We start from the raw sequence: 16884 nt of genomic DNA on the forward strand, positions 1-16884 counted from the left end.
ATCAGTAGTCGTACGGCTTCCGGGTGTTCCAGGAGAGCACCTCGATGCCGTCGGCCGACTTGCCCGCGTACTCGACCTCGCCGGGCGTCTCCAGGGTGACGGTCTCGCCGGAGGCGTCGGAGTCGTTCAGCACCAGGCCCAGCTTGAGCGAATCGAAGTAGCTGTCCTCGGCCTTGACCGTCTGGTAGACGGGGAGCGCGGAGTAGACCGTGCCGCCGGGCTGCACGAGCACCGGCTGCGCGGGCTGCTCGTCGTCCTTGGCGAGCGGGACGTCGCCGTTGGCGTCGCCCGGGGTGACGACCGGGTGCTGCTGCACGGTGCAGGGGACGCCGGAGTCGTTGGTCGCGATGATCAGCAGGTGGTCGCCCTGCTGCTCCGGGTTCTTGCGCTCGAGCGTGTAGCCGAGCGAGGTCACCTTGCACTCGGGCGCCGACTTCGAGGCCGCGGTGTCCGTGCCGCCCTGGCCGGTGACGTTGTTCTTCGTGGCGTCCGTCTTGGACGCGTTGCCGGCCTGCGTGCCGCCGGACGCCTTCGCGTCGCCGGAGCCCGAGCCGAGACCGGAGCCGGATCCGCTGTCCGTGTTGCTGCTCGTGCTCGACCCGGCCGCCGACGCCGAGCCCGCCGCCTTGGTGCCACCGTCGTCGCCGCCGGAGCAGGCCGTCATCGTGAGGCCGAGCACCATGGCGGCGGTGGCGAGGACGGTCGTACGGGTGAGGGTGCGCTTCATGGCGGAACTCCCTGGGCTTCGGTGCGCCCGCCTGCTTCGGTGGGCTGCTGTGTGTCCCACCGTGCCCGCCTTGATCGCCGTCCGGTCGCCGACGCGCTAACGCCCCGTCGCCGTCCGGCTGTCGGCCCGCTGTCTCACCCCGGGGCGACCCAGGGACCGGCCCGCCGTGAGCCCGGCGCGAGGGCGCCGTTGCCGCCGGTGCCGGGGAGCGGCAGCCGGCGCCGCTCGTCGGCGAGTTCGTCGGCGAGCGGGGTCAGCGCCCGGTCCGGCCGGTCGTTGATCCGGGCCGCCACGGCGCGCAGGGCGGGCGGGTGGCCCGCGCAGAGCTCGGCGAGACGGGCCGCGGCGGCCGGTTCGGCGGCGAGACGGTCCCCGGCGCCGGAGGCGGTGGCGAGCAGCTCGGCGGAGTCGGCGCCGTCGAGGGCGCCGATGGAGACGGTGCGGGCGAGTTCGCCGACCGCGAGCCCTTCGAGCCGCAGGCGCGAGGTGACCAGGGCGGCACTGCCCGGGCCCGCCGGGAGCAGCGGGCGGACCTGGGCGGCGGTGCCGGCGTTGTCGAGGATGACGAGAGGGCGGCGGCGCTCGGTGCGCCTGCGGTACGCGGCCGCCAACGCGCCCGGGGTGTCCGGGAGTTCACGGCCCGGGACGCCGAGCGCGACCAGGAACTCGCGGAGCACGTCGGCGGTGGCCGCGCCGGCGGAGCCCGCTCGCCCGTCGCCGAAAGCGCGCGGACCACCGTAGCCGTACGGACCACCGTAGCCGTACGGACCGCCGAGGCTCCTCGGACGGCCGAGGCCGTGCGGGTCACCGAGGCCGTGCGGACCGCCGAAGCTGTGCAGCACGCCGAAGCTGTGCAGATCGGCGAAGAGGACACCCTCGTAGCGCTCGCGTGCGGTGTACGCCCAGTGCAGGGCGGCCGCGGTCTTGCCGGCCCCGGCGGGTCCGGTGAGGACGACGACGGCGTGCTCGGGCTGCGCGGCGGCGGTGATCGCGGCCAGCTCCGGGCCGCGTCCGACGAAGCCGCGCGGCGGGCTGGGCAGCAGATCGGGTCCGGGCGCCGCGGGGGCCGTGCGCGCGGGCTCGGCCGGGGGCGCCGGCGCCGGTACGGGAACGGGGGCGGGCGCGGGGGCCGGGACGGCAGGAGCCGACGGCTGGCTCTCCCCGCCCGCCAGGATCTCCGCGTACGCGTCACGCAGCGCGGGCCCGGGGTCGACGCCGAGTTCGTCGACGAGCAGCGTACGGGTGCGGTGGTACTGGTCGATGGCGTCGGACTGGCGGCCCGAGCGGTACAGCGCCCGCATCAGCGCGGCGGCGAGCGTCTCGCGCATCGGGTGGGCCACGGCCTCCGCGTGCAGCAGCGACGCGGCGCGGGCGTGCTCACCGAACTGCCCGTACGTGTTGGCCAGTTGCTCGACGGCCGAGAGCCTCGACTCCTCCAGGCCGTCGGCGGCGACCCGCAGCGGGCCGTCCGTGGCGACGCCGACGAGTGCGGGCCCCTGCCACAGCGCGAGCGCCTCGCGCAGCAGCGCCGCCGCGTCGTCGGGGACGCGCTGGACGCCGGCGTGCCGTACGAGCTCCTCGAAGCGGTACGCGTCGAGCAGCGACTCGGGCATCTCCAGGACGTACGCGTCGCCATGGGTGACCAGCTGGACGCCCCACATGTCGGCGCCGCCCTGCGCGAGCAGCGCCCGCAGCCGCGACACATGTCCCTGCGCCACGGTCCTGGCCCGCGCGGGCGGGCCCTCCGGCCACAGCGCGTCGATCAACTGGTCCAGCGGCATCGCGGTGTTGGGGCGCAGCAGCAGCGCGGCGAGCAGACTGCGCCGCTTGGCGGGGCCGAGCGGCAGCTCCCCGCTCCCCGTGTCCACGGCGACCGCGCCTAGCAGCCGGAACTCCACGAAAGTGCCCCCCAGATACCCGAAAGCTGATGCGATCAAGGGTACGTGGAGGGCACATGGAGCAGGACGGGCCGGGGGCCCCTCGGGGTCGCCGTGGCTTATATGCGCCGGGTCCGGTCTTCCTCGACCACGGTCGTCTGGGCCGGCGGCACGACCACGCCCCGGCGGCGTCCGACACTGCGGAACACGAAGACGCCGATCAGGCCGACGATCATCAGGATCCAGCCGACGAGGTCGAGGTTGACCCCCTTCATGTGCCAGTCGGTCGCGAAGCTGAGGATCGCTCCGACGGCGACCAGGATGATGCAACCTCCCAAGCTCATGAGGTCCGCCTCCCCAAGTTGTATGACGTTCGGCTACTTGAGAGCTCCGGGTACCCGGAGCTTTCGGCGTCACACGGTCCGGACGAAGGCGGCCCGAACTCGACGGTGGACCTCAGCCCTCCAGGAAGGCCGTCAGGGCGTTCGCCAGGAGGAACGGGTCGTCGGCGCCGCACAGTTCACGGGCGCTGTGCATGGAGAGGATCGCCGCGCCGATGTCGACGGTCTTGATGCCGTGCCGGGCCGCGGTGATCGGGCCGATCGTGGTGCCGCACGGCATCGCGTTGTTGGACACGAACGACTGGAACGGCACGCCCGCCTTCTCGCAGGCCGCCGCGAACACGGCCCGGCCGCTGCCGTCCGTGGCGTAGCGGTTGTTCACGTTGACCTTGAGGATCGGGCCGCCGTTGGCGCGGGGGTGGTGCGTGGGGTCGTGGCGCTCGGCGTAGTTCGGGTGCACGGCGTGCCCGGTGTCCGACGACAGACAGACGGTTCCGGCGAAGGCGCGCGCCCGGTCCTCGTAGGAGCCGCCGCGCGCGAACACGGACCGCTCCAGCACACTCCCGAGCAGCGGGCCGTCCGCGCCGGTGTCGGACTGCGACCCGTTCTCCTCGTGGTCGAAGGCGGCGAGCACCGGGATGTACGGCAGCGAGGCCGCCTCGTCGCGTCTGCTGACCTCGGCGAGGGCGGCCGTGCAGGCGTGCACGGACAGCAGGTTGTCCATCCGCGGCCCGGCCAGGAGGTCCTTGTCGCGGCCCAGGTACGCCGGCGGTTCGACGGAGTACGTCATCAGGTCCCAGCCGGTGATCGAGCGGCGCTCCAGGCCGTACTCGTCCTCGACGAAGCCCAGCAGATCGCCCTCGTGCACATCGCTGCCCAGGCCCCAGATCGGCTGCATGTGCCGCTGCTTGTCCAGCTTGAGGCCCTCCGCGGTGACGGAGCGGTCCAGGTGGATCGCGAGCTGCGGTACGCGCAGCAGGGGCCGGTCGATGTCGACGAGGCGCTCGGTGCCGTCGCGTAGCGAGATCCGGCCGGCGAGGCCCAGGTCGCGGTCGAGCCAGGAGTTGAGCAGCGGGCCGCCGTAGACCTCCACGGCGACCTGCCGCCAGCCCTGGTTGCCCATGTCGGGCTGGGGCTTCACGCGCAGGTTCGGGGAGTCGGTGTGTGCGCCGACGATGCGGAAGGGGGTGTGCGGGTGCGCTCCGCTCGGCACGTACCAGGCGATGACGGCGCCGCCGCGCGTCACGAACTTTCCTCCGCTGGTGCCGTCCCAGGCGTCGGTCTCCGCGACCTGCTTGAAACCGGCCTCTTCCAGGCGGGCGGCCACGTTCGCCACGGCGTGGTAGGGGGTGGGGCTCGCCGCGAGGAAGGACATCAGGTCGTCGGTGTGCCCACGATCGAAGGGCGCGGGAGGAGTTGCCATACCGCCAGGGTAGTGCGGGTTGCTGCCGCTCTGCCCCGCGTGCGCCCCTGAGCGCCGTGGCTCCGGCCGTCGCGGTTCCGCCTCCGGGCGGGCGGGGCGTCTCGCGTGGTTCCCCGCGCCCCTGGGATGTTCTTTCACCTGCGGCCCGGTGGGGGCTGGTCGCGCAGTTCCCCGCGCCCCTGAGATGCGCACTTCGTGCGCCACCTCATGGGGCAGCGGCGCAGCCGCATGCCTCAGGGGCGCGGGGAACTGCGCGAGCAACCACGACGGTGGCGCGCGTACAGACGAAGGCCCGCCGCCCCCGAGGGAGACAGCGGGCCCGGGCAGGATCCGGCTCGGCGGAGCCTAGAACGCCGCTTCGTCCAGCTCCATGACGTCAAGGCCGGACTCACTGGTCGCCTGCGCCAGCTTCCGCGCCCCGATGACACCGGGCAGAACATTCGCCGCGAAGAACTTGGCCGCCGCGATCTTGCCCTGGTAGAACGCCACATCCTTGGCGGCGGCGCCACCCGCAAGGGCCTCGGCCGCAACCGCCGCACCCTTGAGCAGCAGGTAGCCGACGACCACGTCACCGGAGGCCATGAGCAGCCGGGTCGTGTTCAGGCCCACCTTGTAGATGGCCTTGACGTCCTGCTCCGTGGCGGCCAGATCCGTGAGCATGACGCCGACGATGGCCTCCAGCTCGACGGCCGCCTTGGCCAGGGACTCGCGCGCCCCGGCCAGTTCCTCGCCGCCCGACTCGACCGCGAGGAACTTCTTGATCTCCTCGGCGAGACCGTTCAGCGCGGCACCCTGGTTGCGGACGATCTTCCGGAAGAAGAAGTCCTGGCCCTGGATGGCGGTCGTGCCCTCGTAGAGCGTGTCGATCTTCGAGTCACGGATGTACTGCTCGATCGGGTACTCCTGGAGGAACCCGGAGCCGCCGAACGTCTGGAGCGACTGGGCGAGCTGCTCGTACCCCTTCTCGGAGCCGTAGCCCTTCACGATGGGGAGGAGGAGGTCGTTGAGCGCGTGCTCGACCGACGCGTCCTCGCCGGCGGCCTCCTTGACCTGGATCGCGTCCTGGACCGAGGCGGTGTAGAGCACCAGCGAGCGCATGCCCTCCGCGTACGCCTTCTGCGTGAGCAGCGAGCGGCGTACGTCCGGGTGGTGCGTGATGGTGACCTTGGGCGCGGTCTTGTCCATGAACTTGGCCAGGTCGGGACCCTGGACGCGCTCCTTGGCGTACTCCAGGGCGTTCAGGTAACCGGTCGACAGCGTCGAGATCGCCTTCGTGCCGACCATCATGCGGGCGAACTCGATGATGCGGAACATCTGGCGGATGCCGTCGTGCTTGTCGCCGATCAGCCAGCCCTTGGCGGGGTGCTGGTCGCCGAAGGTCATCTCGCACGTGTTGGACGCCTTGAGGCCCATCTTGTGCTCGACGTTGGTCGCGTACACGCCGTTGCGCTCGCCCAGCTCGCCGGTCTCCCAGTCGAACTCGAACTTGGGCACCAGGAAGAGCGAGAGGCCCTTCGTGCCGGGGCCGTGGCCCTCGGGGCGGGCGAGGACGTAGTGGAGGATGTTCTCCGACATGTCGTGCTCACCGGACGTGATGAAGCGCTTCACGCCCTCGATGTGCCACGAGCCGTCGTCCTGCTGGACGGCCTTGGTACGGCCGGCGCCGACGTCGGAGCCGGCGTCCGGCTCGGTCAGCACCATCGTCGAGCCCCACTGCTTCTCGACGGCGACGGCGGCGGCCTTCTTCTGCTGCTCGTTGCCCTCCTCGAAGAGGATGCCGGCGAACGCCGGGCCCGAGGAGTACATCCAGACCGCCGGGTTGGCGCCCAGGATCAGCTCGGCGTGGGCCCAGATCAGGGAGCGCGGCGCGGTGGTGCCGCCGATCTCCTCGGGCAGGCCGAGGCGCCAGTACTCGGCGTCCATGAAGGCCTGGTAGGACTTCTTGAAGCTGGCCGGGACCGGCGCCGTGTTGGTCTCCGGGTCGAAGACCGGCGGGTTGCGGTCGGCGTCGGCGAAGGACTCGGCCAGATCGTTCTCGGAGAGGCGGGCGACCTCTTCGAGGATGCTCTTGGCGGTGTCGACATCCATGTCCCCGAACAGACCCGTGCCGTACAGCTTGTCGCGGTCGAGCACCTCGAAGAGGTTGAACTCGATGTCGCGGAGATTCGACTTGTAGTGCCCCATGGCGACGGCTCCGTAAAGGCTATAGGGAGGTAGACCCGCTGCGGGGGGCCCGTCAGTGCCGGGCTCCGGGATCATCCTCGTACGCGTACCAACTAGTAGTTAATAGGATGCTACCCGTCGGTAATAAGAAGCAACCCCCAGGGCGTCGAGTGTGACGAAGGAGCCCCCTGGGCCGGGTTCGGCGGCTGGGCCCGCCGTGGCCCGGGGCCTCGGTAGTCTTTGCCTCATGTACGGATACGAGCAGCACGCCGGGGGAGCCGCTGCTGGGCAGCAGTACGCGCCGCCGCAGCAGGGCGGGTACGGGCAGCAGGCACCGCCGCTGTACCCCGAGCCGTCGCCGCCCTCGCTCGCCGACGCGGTCCGCGCCTTCACCACCGGGTCGATGTCCGCCGAGGACTTCCAGCAGATCTTCGCTTCCTCGAAGGTCTACTGCCCGCGCGGTGACAACCCGGGCTTCCTCGCCCTGCACAACACGCAGCAGCCGGTGATCCCCATGTTCACCACGCTCAAGGAGCTGCGCCGGTACGCGGGCAAGGAGTCCAAGTACTTCGTCATCACCGGCGCCGAGGTGATCGACCTGCTGCCCACCGGTTACGGCTTCGTCCTCGACATGGAGGGCGAGCACCGGATGGTCTTCGACGCCAAGGCGGTCGAGCAGATGGTCGACTTCGCGATGCGCCGCATGTACGGCTGACCTGCGGTTTTCACTGCCACCACACCGGCACCACCGAACGCCCGGAGGGAATTACCTCCGGGCGTTCGGCGTTCTGGGTGGCAGAAAGTTCTACGTTCAACTAAAGTCGAGGCACGAGGACGCCAAGGAGGTCCCCAAAATGCCCGCTGTGACCGTCGAGAACCCGCTGACCCTGCCCCGTGTGGCCGCGCCCGCCGATGCCGTGGCACGACCCGTGCTCACCGTCACGACCGCGCCCGGTGGCTTCGAGGGCGAGGGATTCCCGGTGCGCCGCGCGTTCGCCGGGATCAGCTACAAGCACCTCGACCCGTTCATCATGATGGACCAGATGGGTGAGGTGGAGTACGCGCCGGGAGAGCCCAAGGGCACCCCCTGGCACCCGCACCGCGGCTTCGAGACCGTGACCTACATCATCGACGGCACCTTCATCCACCAGGACTCGAACGGGGGTGGCGGCACCATCACCAACGGCGACACCCAGTGGATGACGGCGGGCTCCGGCCTGCTGCACATCGAGGCGCCGCCGGAGTCCCTCGTCATGTCCGGCGGTCTCTTCCACGGCCTCCAGCTGTGGGTGAACCTGCCCGCCAAGGACAAGATGAAGGACCCCCGCTACCAGGACATCCGCGGTGGCCAGGTCAAGCTGCTCACCACGGCCGACGGCGGCGCGCTGCTGCGCGTCATCGCCGGTGAGTTCGACGGCCACGAGGGCCCCGGCATCACGCACACGCCGATCACGATGGTGCACGCCACCGTCCGCCCCGGCGCCGAGGCCACCCTGCCCTGGCGCGAGGACTACAACGGTCTCGTGTACGTGCTCGCGGGCCGCGGCACCGTCGGCGCCGAGCGCCGCCCGATCCACAAGGGGCAGACCGCCGTCTTCGGCGCGGGCTCGTCCCTGACGGTGCGGGCCGACGAGTCCCAGGACGGGAACACCCCGGACCTGGAGGTCGTCATCCTCGGCGGTCAGCCGATCCGTGAGCCCATGGCCCACTACGGTCCGTTCGTGATGAACACCAAGGCCGAACTCCAGCAGGCCTTCGACGACTTCCAGGCCGGCCGCCTGGGCGTCATCCCCACCAAGGAGCGCCTGCCGCACACGTAAAGCGTGTGTGCCCTCGCACACGTGACGCGTGTGCGCCCCTGAACGTGACGGCCCGCCGATTCTGCACCCGGCGGGCCGTCACTGTCGTCCGGGGTCGTCCGGGTGCCGTGCGCGTGACACCCCGTCACCCGGCCGGACCCGCCCGAGGGGTGGGAGCGGGCGGAGCATGATCGTCTGGCTGGGTGCCGATCCGTCAGCAGCTTCTGCCCGAACCCGCCCGCCGCGTCGCCGCCTGGTGCGTGGTGGCCCTGCTCGTCTCCGGTGTCGCCTGGGTCGGGATCCGGCTCTGCGTCGAACTCAAGACGGCCGTGGTGCCGGTCCTGCTCGCCCTGCTCGGCACCGCCCTGCTGCGGCCCGTCTACCTCGCGCTGCGCCGCGCCAAGGTGCAGCGCTCCCTCGCGTCGGGCCTCACCTGCGCGCTGATCCTGATCGTCGTCGGCGGCGCCGGATACATCGTGGTCGCCGCCCTCATCGACACCGGCGACCAGATCGTGGCCTCCGTGAAACAGGCCGCCACCGACCTCTCCGACCGCTTCGGGACCGGCGCGCTCGACCTCGACCACCTCGCCGACAGCGCCCAGGACCTGCTCAAGAAGTACGGCGGCAGCGCCGCTTCCGGCGTGATCAGCGGGCTCAGCGTCGTCGGCGAGGTCGTGGCCATGGCGGTCCTCGCGCTGCTGCTCTGCTTCTTCTTCCTGCGGGACGCCGGGCGCTTCCGGCGAGCCCTGCGCCAGGCCGCGCCCGGCACCGGCGAGACCCTGGAAGCCATCGCCCGCCGCTCCTTCAACTCCATCGCGGGCTTCATGCGCGGCACCACGCTCATCGCCCTCATCGACGCGACCTGCATCGGCATCGGGCTGCTCATCCTCGGCGTGCCCGGCGCGGTCGGCCTCGCCGCCCTGGTCTTCGTCGGCGCCTACATCCCCTACCTCGGAGCCTTCATCTCCGGCGCGGTCGCCGTACTCGTGGCCCTCGCCGACCGGGGTTTCGTCATCGCCCTGTGGGCCCTCGGCGTCGTACTCGCGGTGCAGGTCCTCGAAGGACACGTGCTCCAGCCGATGATCCAGTCCCGCACCGTGCAGATGCACCCGGCGGTGGTGCTGCTCGCCATCACGGGCGGCGCCTCCGTCGCCGGAATTCTCGGCATGCTGCTCGCGGTACCGCTGACGGCCGCCGCGTTCGGCATCCTGAGCGAACTGCGCGGCCGCTACGGCGCCGGGGGCGCTGTTTCACGTGAAACAGCGGTCGACTCCTCCTCCACCGCGGCAGAGGGCTCGTAGAGCTCGAACCAGATGCACTTGCCCTCGCCCTGCGGATCGACGCCCCAGCGCTGCGCGAGCAGCTCCATGAGCACGAGGCCCCGCCCCGACGAGGCGAGCTCCCCGGGCCTGCGCTTGTGCGGCAGATCGTCCGAGGCGTCCGCGACCTCCACCCGCAGCCGCCGCGGACCCTCGGCGTCCCTGGTCACCTCGGCGACCAGCAACGCGTCGCCGTCGGTGTGCACCAGCACGTTCGTGGCCATCTCGGAGACGAGCAGCACCGCCGAATCGACCTGATCGTCGTCGGCCCAGTCGTGCAGCAGCTCCCGCAGCTGCTGACGGGCGGCCGCGACCCGTTCCGGCTCGGCCTGCGCGATCGTCATGGCCGTGCGCCGACCGGTCGTCGGCCCGCTCGACAACGGGGTGCGCCGCAGGAGCAGCAGCGCTATGTCGTCCTCGCGGCGGTCGACCAGCGGTCCCGTGGTGTAGTGCGAGGACGGGCCGTGCACCGCCTGGACGAGGGCGTCGGCCAGCTCCTCCAGCTCCTCGGCCGGGCCTGCCTCCAGCGTGCCGCGCACCCGGGCCCAGCCCGTGTCGAGGTCGTGCCCGCCGGTCTCGATCAGGCCGTCGGTGCACAGCAGCAGCGTCTCGCCGGGCTCCAGGACGATCCGGGTCGTCGGATAGTCCGCGTCCGGGTCGATGCCGAGCGGCAGCCCGCCCGCCGTGGGCCGCATCATCACCGTGCCGTCCGCCATCCGTATCGCCGGATCGGGATGGCCGGCGCGGGCGATCTCCAGGACACCGGTCGCCGGATCGGCCTCCACGTACAGGCAGGTCGCGAAGCGCGGGTCCGCCGGATCCCCGCCCTGGGCGATGTCACTGATGCCGTGCAGGAAGCGCGAGGCGCGGGAGAGGACCGCGTCGGGGCGGTGTCCCTCGGAGGCGTAGGCGCGCAGGGCGATCCGCAGCTGGCCCATCAGGCCCGCCGCGCGCACGTCGTGCCCCTGGACGTCGCCGATGACCAGGGCGATACGGCCGCCCCCCGACTCCGTGCGGCCGGGGCCCCCGGGCAGCGGGATGATGTCGTACCAGTCGCCGCCCACCTGGAGACCGCCGCCGGTCGGCACATAGCGGGCCGCGATGCTCATGCCGGGGACGGCGGGGCCGAGGGTCGGCAGCATCGACTTCTGGAGGCCGTCCGTCAGCTCCCGCTCCGACTCGGCGACCCCGGCCCGCGACAGGGCCTGCGCCAGCATCCGCGCGACCGTCGTCAGGACCGAGCGCTCGTCGGGCGTGAACGACACGGGGTAGGCGAAGCCCGCCATCCACGCGCCGATCGTGCGGCCCGCGACGATGAGGGGCAGGAACGCCCAGGACTGCCGCTCGAACCGGGTGGCCAGCGGCCAGGCCGCCGGATAGCGGTCGTGGTACTCCTGCGGCGACGACAGATAGACCGCGCGCCCGGTCCGGCAGACCTCGGCCGCCGGATAGTCCGTGGCCAGCTCCATATCGGTGAAGGGGCCCTCGGAACCCGCCTGGTGCCCGTGGTGGCCGATGACCTTGAGGCGGTCACCCGACACACCGAACACCGCGAGGCCCTCCGGCGAGAACCCGGGCATCGACAGGCCCGCGGCGACCCGCAGCACCTCCTCCGTCGACCCGGCCTCGGCGAGCGCCCGCCCGGCGTCCAGCAGGAACGCCTCGCGGGAGCGCCGCCAGTCACCCGTCACCGGGGTACGGGAGGCGGCGCCCGGCGGCGGCTCACCGACCTCCTGGAGGGTGCCGATCAGCTCGTAGGAGTCCGGGCTGTCGCCGTGCAGTACGGGCTTGGAGCGGCTGCGGACGGTGCGGATGACGCGGCCCCGCTCGTCCATGATGCGCAGCCGGGCCTCGGCGAGGGTGCCCTCGGCGACGGCGAGCTGGACGACGCCGTCGATCTCGTTCCAGTCGACGGGGTGGAAAAGGGCCCTGACCCCGGACTCCGACAGGGTGACGGGCTTCCCGTTGGGGGAGGGCATGCCGATCAGCCGGGCGGCCTCCACGTCGAAGGTGACGAGGCCCGCCCGGTTGTCCCACCGCCACAGGCCGGTCGCGAGAGCGGCGAGGACGTCCTCCACCGGAGGGAGGGGCTCACCAGTGCTCATGGCCCCACTCTAAGAAGGACTGATCGCATACGGCCACCGAGAGTATTTGGTGGGCGATCTTGGGGCGGCCGGTACCCTTGGGAGATCCGGGTTGTCACCCCGGAACCCCAAAACGCAAAGGCTGGATGAACGACGATGCATCGGTACAGGTCCCACACCTGCGGCGAGCTCCGCGCCTCTGACGTCGACGCCGACGTCCGGCTGAGCGGCTGGCTGCACAATCGCCGAGACCTGGGCGGCATCCTCTTCATCGATCTGCGCGACCACTACGGCATCACGCAGCTCGTCGCCCGCCCCGGCACCAAGGCCGCCGAGGTCCTCGACAAGCTGACGAAGGAGACGGTCGTCCGCGTCGACGGCAAGGTCGTCTCCCGCGGCGCGGACAACGTCAACCCGGAGCTGCCCACCGGCGAGATCGAGATCGAGGCCGCCGAGGTCGAGGTGCTCGGCGCCGCCCAGCAGCTCCCGTTCCAGATCAACCAGGACGACGGGGTGGGCGAGGAGCGCCGCCTGGAGTACCGCTTCCTGGACCTGCGCCGCGAGCGCATGCACCGCAACATCATGCTGCGCAGCGCCGTGATCGCCTCGATCCGCTCGAAGATGGTCGCCCTCGGTTTCAACGAGATGGCGACGCCGATCCTCGCCGCGACCTCCCCCGAGGGCGCCCGTGACTTCGTCGTCCCGTCCCGCCTGAACCCGGGCAAGTTCTACGCCCTGCCGCAGGCCCCGCAGCAGTTCAAGCAGCTGCTGATGATCTCCGGCTTCGACCGCTACTTCCAGATCGCGCCGTGCTTCCGCGACGAGGACGCGCGTGCGGACCGCTCGCCGGGCGAGTTCTACCAGCTCGACATCGAGATGAGCTTCGTCGAGCAGGAAGACGTCTTCCGCCCGATCGAGAAGCTCATGACGGAGATCTTCACGGAGTTCGGCAACGGCCGCGAGGTCACGTCTCCCTTCCCGCGCATCCCGTTCCGCGAGTCGATGCTGAAGTACGGCAACGACAAGCCGGACCTGCGCGCCAAGCTGGAGCTCGTCGACATCACCGACGTGTTCGAGGGTTCGGAGTTCAAGGCGTTCGCGGGCAAGCACGTGCGTGCGCTGCCGGTGCCGGACACCGCCTCGCAGTCCCGCAAGTTCTTCGACGGCCTGGGTGACTACGCGGTCGAGCAGGGCGCCAAGGGCCTGGCCTGGATCCGCGTCGGCGAGGACGGCACGTTCGCGGGCCCGATCGCGAAGTTCCTCACCGAGGAGAACACCAAGGTCCTCACCGAGCGCCTCGGCCTCAAGGCCGGGCACGCCGTCTTCTTCGGCGCGGGCGAGTTCGACGAGGTCTCCCGGATCATGAGCGCGGTCCGCGTCGAGGCCGCCAAGCGCGCCGGCCACTTCGAGGAGGGCGTCTTCCGGTTCTGCTGGATCGTCGACTTCCCGATGTACGAGAAGGACGAGGAGACCGGGAAGATCGACTTCTCCCACAACCCGTTCTCCATGCCGCAGGGCGGCATGAAGGACCTGGAGGAGAAGGACCCGCTGGACATCCTGGCCTGGCAGTACGACATCGTCTGCAACGGCACGGAGCTGTCCTCCGGCGCGATCCGCAACCACGAGCCCGAGATCATGCTCAAGGCGTTCGAGATCGCCGGCTACGAGGCCGAGACGGTCGAGGCCGAGTTCGCGGGCATGCTCCGCGCGTTCCGCTTCGGCGCCCCGCCGCACGGCGGGATCGCCCCCGGCGTCGACCGCATCGTCATGCTCCTCGCCGACGAGCCGAACATCCGGGAGACCATCAGCTTCCCGCTGAACGGCAACGCGCAGGACCTGATGATGGGCGCGCCCTCCGAGCTGGACGAGTCGCGCCTGCGCGAGCTCAACATCCAGCTGCGCAAGCCGGTCGAGAAGAAGTAGCGGGGCGCCCCGCGGGTTGAGCGGTCGCGGTTGAGCGGGTCCGGGGTTCGTCCCCGGGCCCGTTCGCGTTTTCGCCGTCGGGCCGTGGGGCCGTGATGTTCGGTCGGCGGGTGCGGCTCTCGTCGTGGCCGGTCGCGCAGTTCCCCGCGCCCCTTGCGGGGCTATTCACAGGTCGCTCCTATGTTCCTCACAGCCTCGGGCTCTAGCGTCCTCCGCCATGACTGATGGAAGCAGGACCGAGGGAAGCCAACAGCCGTACCACACAGCCAAACTGACGCGCCGTAAGGTCGTCATCGCGGGCGGCGCGGCCGTCGCCGCCGCCGGGGTGGGCGGCACGCTCGCGGCCGGCGGGGCGTCCGCGGACGAGCGGGGCGGCGAGCAGGACGCCTGCTACGTCCTCACCGCGGAGACCACCGAGGGCCCGTACTACATCGACGCCGACAAGATCCGCCGGGATGTCACCGAGGACAAGGACGGCATCCCGCTCGTCCTGCGCGTCAAGGTGATCGACAGCGACAGCTGCCGTCCCCTGAAGCACGCGGCCGTCGACATCTGGCACTGCGACGCGCTCGGCCTCTACTCCGGGTACGAGGACGCGTCCCAGGGCGGCCCCGGCGGCCCGGGCGGCGGAGAACCCCCCACCGGCACCCCCACGGACGTACCCACCGGTCCTCCCGGTGGCGGTGGGGGCCCCGGCAAGACCGACCCCACCGACGACAACCGCTACCTGCGCGGCACCTGGCTCACCGACAGAGACGGCCACGTCGAGTTCAGGACGGTCTTCCCGGGCTGGTACCGGGGCCGGGCCGTGCACATCCACACCAAGGTGCACGTCGGCGGGAAACTGACCGACACCGGCTACGAGGGCGGCCACACCTGCCACACCGGCCAGTTCTTCTTCGACGAAGCGTCCGTGCTCGCCTCCGCCGAGGTCGCGCCGTACTCCACCAGCACCACGGAACGCACCACACTCACCGAGGACACCATCTACGACCAGACCGGCGTCAGCGGCGGACTGCTGCGCCTGCGCTACAAGAAGAACCACATCGCGGGCGGCGTCATCGCGTCGATCACGGTGGGCGTGGACCCGGACGAGACCCACGAAGGACAGGACGGGGTGACTCCCGCCCCCTCGCCCTCGGCCTCCGCGCCCTAGGGGCCGGAGCGCGGGACGACCAGGCCCGACTCGTACGCCGCCACCACCGCCTGCGCCCGGTCGCGCACGCCCAGTTTGGCGAGGACCCGGCTGACGTGCGTCTTCACGGTCTCACCGCCGACCACCAGGCGGGCGGCGATCTCCTGGTTCGACAGGCCCTCGGCGATCAGACCCAGTACTTCGCGCTCGCGCGGGGTCAGCGCGTCGACGGCGAGGGCCTGTCGCGGCGCGGCCCGCGGGCGCAGGCGGGTGAACTCCGCGATCAGCCTGCGGGTCACCGTCGGTGCCAGCAGGGCCTCGCCCGCCGCGACGATCCGGACCGCCTCGAAGAGCCGCTCGGCGAGCATGTCCTTGAGCAGGAAGCCGCTGGCCCCGGCGGCGAGCGCGTCGTACACGTACTCGTCGAGGTCGAACGTCGTCAGCATCATGATGCGGGTGTCCGGCAGGTCCCGGGCGATCCGGCGGGTGGCCTCGATGCCGTCCATGCCGGGCATGCGTACGTCCATCAGGACCAGGTCGGGGCGGACCTCGCGGGAGACGCGGACGGCTTCGGCGCCGCCGGGCGCGCTGCCGACCACCGTGAAGTCCGGCTGGCTGTCCAGGAGTGCGCCGAAGCCGGCCCGTACGACGTCCTGGTCGTCGGCGACGACGATACGGATGGTGCTCTTGTGGTCCGGCCCGGTCCGATCCGGCTCGTCGGTGTGATCAGGCATGCCGGTCATGCGGGATGGCTCCCGGCGCGTATCGGCAGGGCCGCCTCCACGAGGAAACCGCCGGCCGGGCCCTGCCCCGCGCGCAGGGTGCCGCCCGCCATGGTGGTGCGTTCGCGCATGCCGAGCAGGCCGTATCCCGGGTTGTCCTCCGTGCCGTCCTTGCCGTCGCCCGGGCCGCAGTCGCGTATCCGCAGGGTCAACTCGGCCTCCGTGTAGTGAAGTTCGACGTCCACCGCGCCGCCCCGCGCGTGGCGGCGGGCGTTGGTCAGGGCTTCCTGGACGATGCGGTACGCGGTCAGTTCCAGACCCGGGTCGAGGGTGGTGACCGGGCCGCGCACGATGAGCCGCACCGCGCCGTCGGCCGCCTCGCGGGCCTCGTCGACGAGGGCGACCAGCTGATCGAGGCCGGGTTGCGGGGCGCGGGCCGGTGGAGCCGTGGCCTCGGGGGCGTCCTCGCGCAGTACGCCGAGCAGGCGGCGCATCTCCGTGAGGGCGAGGCGGGCCGTGTCGCCGATCGCCAGGAACGCGGCGGCTCCCTCGGCCGTGAGGCCCGGCGTCGTGAAACGGGCCGTCTCCGACTGCACCGAGATCGTCGACACGTGATGGGCCACGATGTCGTGCAACTCCCTTGCGATACGCGCCCGTTCACCGAGCGCCGCGTGCGCGAGGACCGTGCCGGTGTACGAGCGGTCCGCGGCGGAGCGGCGGGTGTTCTCGGTGCGGGTGCGGTGGGCGTGGCCCGCGGTGAGGGCTGCCGCCGTGCCGATGAGGAGGGGGACTCCGAGGTGGCCGTCGGTCAGGGCGTAGGCCGCGAACGGGAGCGCGAACAGTACCGCTGTGCGGCCCTGTTGGCGGCGCCCGACGACGTAGAGGACGGCGGCGAGCGCCGGGAGGCCGGAGTAGAAGATCCGGTCGTACGTGGGTGGGGCCAGCAGTACCGCCGCGGTGACGCTTATGGCGCTGAGCAGGGGCTGGGAGCGCAGGAAAGCGAGGGGGAGGGTGGCGGCGAGGGCGAGGGCCAGGGGGCCGAGCGGGTCTGTGGGGGCGGGTTGTGCGGGGGCCAGTACCTCGGTGAGCGCGGCCAGGGTCAGGGGGCAGGTGGCCATGAGGGGGAGATCGGGGTGGGTGAGCAGTCGCCGTGCCGCCGTGCTCACCGCCCGGGTCCAGGTCATGGGCGTCATTATCGGGCCGGGGGGTCGAACCGGGCGTCACCCTTCGGGGGGAGGGCGGGGCGAATGGGTTCGGGTCCGTCGTGGCTGATTGCGCAGTTCCCCGCGCCCCTGTGGGTTGTTTGCGGGTGCACCACCGCCGTGGCTGGTCGCGCAGTTCCCCGCGCCCCTGAGGCATGCGGCTCCGCCG

The 16884-nt window shown here is 71.5% G+C and carries 13 protein-coding genes; 5 read left to right on the forward strand and 8 right to left on the reverse strand.

Annotated features, from left to right (window positions below):
- Position 1: 1 nt before the first annotated feature.
- The 5 genes from ABD366_RS20605 to ABD366_RS20625 form a co-directional block, all read right to left on the reverse strand.
- Positions 2-727 (reverse strand): DUF4232 domain-containing protein, encoded by a 726-nt coding sequence (locus tag ABD366_RS20605; RefSeq protein WP_324766168.1) that lies wholly within the window; start codon positions 725-727, stop codon positions 2-4.
- Positions 728-861: 134 nt separating this feature from the next.
- Positions 862-2625: an AfsR/SARP family transcriptional regulator gene (locus ABD366_RS20610; RefSeq protein ID WP_344442220.1), complete on the reverse strand. Its 1764-nt coding sequence runs from the start codon at positions 2623-2625 to the stop codon at positions 862-864.
- A gap of 98 nt (positions 2626-2723) precedes the next feature.
- Positions 2724-2948: a DUF6458 family protein gene (locus tag ABD366_RS20615; protein WP_324771217.1), complete on the reverse strand. Its 225-nt coding sequence runs from the start codon at positions 2946-2948 to the stop codon at positions 2724-2726.
- Between the two features lie 112 nt (positions 2949-3060).
- Entirely contained in the window at positions 3061-4368 is a 1308-nt protein-coding gene (locus ABD366_RS20620; protein ID WP_324771218.1) for a M18 family aminopeptidase, read from the reverse strand.
- Between the two features lie 345 nt (positions 4369-4713).
- A complete protein-coding gene (locus ABD366_RS20625; RefSeq protein ID WP_324771219.1) occupies positions 4714-6552 on the reverse strand; it encodes an acyl-CoA dehydrogenase in 1839 nt (612 codons plus the stop codon).
- A gap of 226 nt (positions 6553-6778) precedes the next feature.
- Here ABD366_RS20625 and ABD366_RS20630 point away from each other — a divergent pair, with 226 nt between their 5' ends.
- The 3 genes from ABD366_RS20630 to ABD366_RS20640 all read left to right on the forward strand — a co-directional run bounded on the left by ABD366_RS20630 (position 6779) and on the right by ABD366_RS20640 (position 9631).
- A complete protein-coding gene (locus ABD366_RS20630) occupies positions 6779-7246 on the forward strand; it encodes an SseB family protein (RefSeq protein ID WP_324771220.1) in 468 nt (155 codons plus the stop codon).
- A gap of 139 nt (positions 7247-7385) precedes the next feature.
- On the forward strand, positions 7386-8351 hold the full coding sequence (locus ABD366_RS20635) for a pirin family protein (protein ID WP_324771221.1): 966 nt from the start codon (positions 7386-7388) through the stop codon (positions 8349-8351).
- A gap of 182 nt (positions 8352-8533) precedes the next feature.
- Positions 8534-9631: an AI-2E family transporter gene (locus ABD366_RS20640; protein ID WP_324771222.1), complete on the forward strand. Its 1098-nt coding sequence runs from the start codon at positions 8534-8536 to the stop codon at positions 9629-9631.
- On the opposite strand, the gene ABD366_RS20645 is transcribed toward ABD366_RS20640, so the two are convergent.
- Positions 9559-11754, reverse strand: coding sequence for an ATP-binding SpoIIE family protein phosphatase (locus ABD366_RS20645; RefSeq protein ID WP_324771223.1), 2196 nt, complete (start codon positions 11752-11754; stop codon positions 9559-9561). The two genes, ABD366_RS20640 and ABD366_RS20645, sit on opposite strands and share 73 nt — an antisense overlap.
- Before the next feature lie 135 nt (positions 11755-11889).
- Between ABD366_RS20645 and aspS the strand changes: the two genes are divergently transcribed.
- Together aspS and ABD366_RS20655 are read left to right on the forward strand one after the other, a co-directional pair.
- Complete coding sequence (aspS, locus tag ABD366_RS20650; protein ID WP_324771224.1) at positions 11890-13656, forward strand: aspartate--tRNA ligase; 1767 nt, start codon at positions 11890-11892, stop codon at positions 13654-13656.
- Positions 13657-13873: 217 nt separating this feature from the next.
- Positions 13874-14812 (forward strand): intradiol ring-cleavage dioxygenase, encoded by a 939-nt coding sequence (locus ABD366_RS20655; RefSeq protein ID WP_324771225.1) that lies wholly within the window; start codon positions 13874-13876, stop codon positions 14810-14812.
- Here ABD366_RS20655 and ABD366_RS20660 read toward each other — a convergent pair.
- Together ABD366_RS20660 and ABD366_RS20665 are read right to left on the reverse strand one after the other, a co-directional pair.
- Entirely contained in the window at positions 14809-15525 is a 717-nt protein-coding gene (locus ABD366_RS20660) for a response regulator transcription factor (RefSeq protein WP_324771272.1), read from the reverse strand. The two genes, ABD366_RS20655 and ABD366_RS20660, sit on opposite strands and share 4 nt — an antisense overlap.
- Positions 15526-15530: 5 nt before the next feature.
- Positions 15531-16697: a sensor histidine kinase gene (locus ABD366_RS20665; protein WP_324771226.1), complete on the reverse strand. Its 1167-nt coding sequence runs from the start codon at positions 16695-16697 to the stop codon at positions 15531-15533.
- Positions 16698-16884 lie beyond the last annotated feature (187 nt).

This window comes from Streptomyces kunmingensis (assembly GCF_039533535.1).
GTDB lineage: Bacteria > Actinomycetota > Actinomycetes > Streptomycetales > Streptomycetaceae > Streptomyces > Streptomyces kunmingensis.

Bases quoted from the DNA above. Each gene is read 5' to 3' on its own strand.
- ABD366_RS20630 (WP_324771220.1), top strand. From the start codon at position 6,779: ATGTACGGATACGAGCAGCACGCCGGGGGAGCCGCTGCTGGGCAGCAG.
- ABD366_RS20615 (WP_324771217.1), bottom strand. From the start codon at position 2,948: ATGAGCTTGGGAGGTTGCATCATCCTGGTCGCCGTCGGAGCGATCCTC.
- ABD366_RS20645 (WP_324771223.1), bottom strand. From the start codon at position 11,754: ATGAGCACTGGTGAGCCCCTCCCTCCGGTGGAGGACGTCCTCGCCGCT.
- ABD366_RS20660 (WP_324771272.1), bottom strand. From the start codon at position 15,525: ATGCCTGATCACACCGACGAGCCGGATCGGACCGGGCCGGACCACAAG.
- ABD366_RS20635 (WP_324771221.1), top strand. From the start codon at position 7,386: ATGCCCGCTGTGACCGTCGAGAACCCGCTGACCCTGCCCCGTGTGGCC.
- ABD366_RS20655 (WP_324771225.1), top strand. From the start codon at position 13,874: ATGACTGATGGAAGCAGGACCGAGGGAAGCCAACAGCCGTACCACACA.
- ABD366_RS20625 (WP_324771219.1), bottom strand. From the start codon at position 6,552: ATGGGGCACTACAAGTCGAATCTCCGCGACATCGAGTTCAACCTCTTC.
- ABD366_RS20605 (WP_324766168.1), bottom strand. From the start codon at position 727: ATGAAGCGCACCCTCACCCGTACGACCGTCCTCGCCACCGCCGCCATG.
- ABD366_RS20620 (WP_324771218.1), bottom strand. From the start codon at position 4,368: ATGGCAACTCCTCCCGCGCCCTTCGATCGTGGGCACACCGACGACCTG.
- ABD366_RS20665 (WP_324771226.1), bottom strand. From the start codon at position 16,697: ATGACCTGGACCCGGGCGGTGAGCACGGCGGCACGGCGACTGCTCACC.
- aspS (WP_324771224.1), top strand. From the start codon at position 11,890: ATGCATCGGTACAGGTCCCACACCTGCGGCGAGCTCCGCGCCTCTGAC.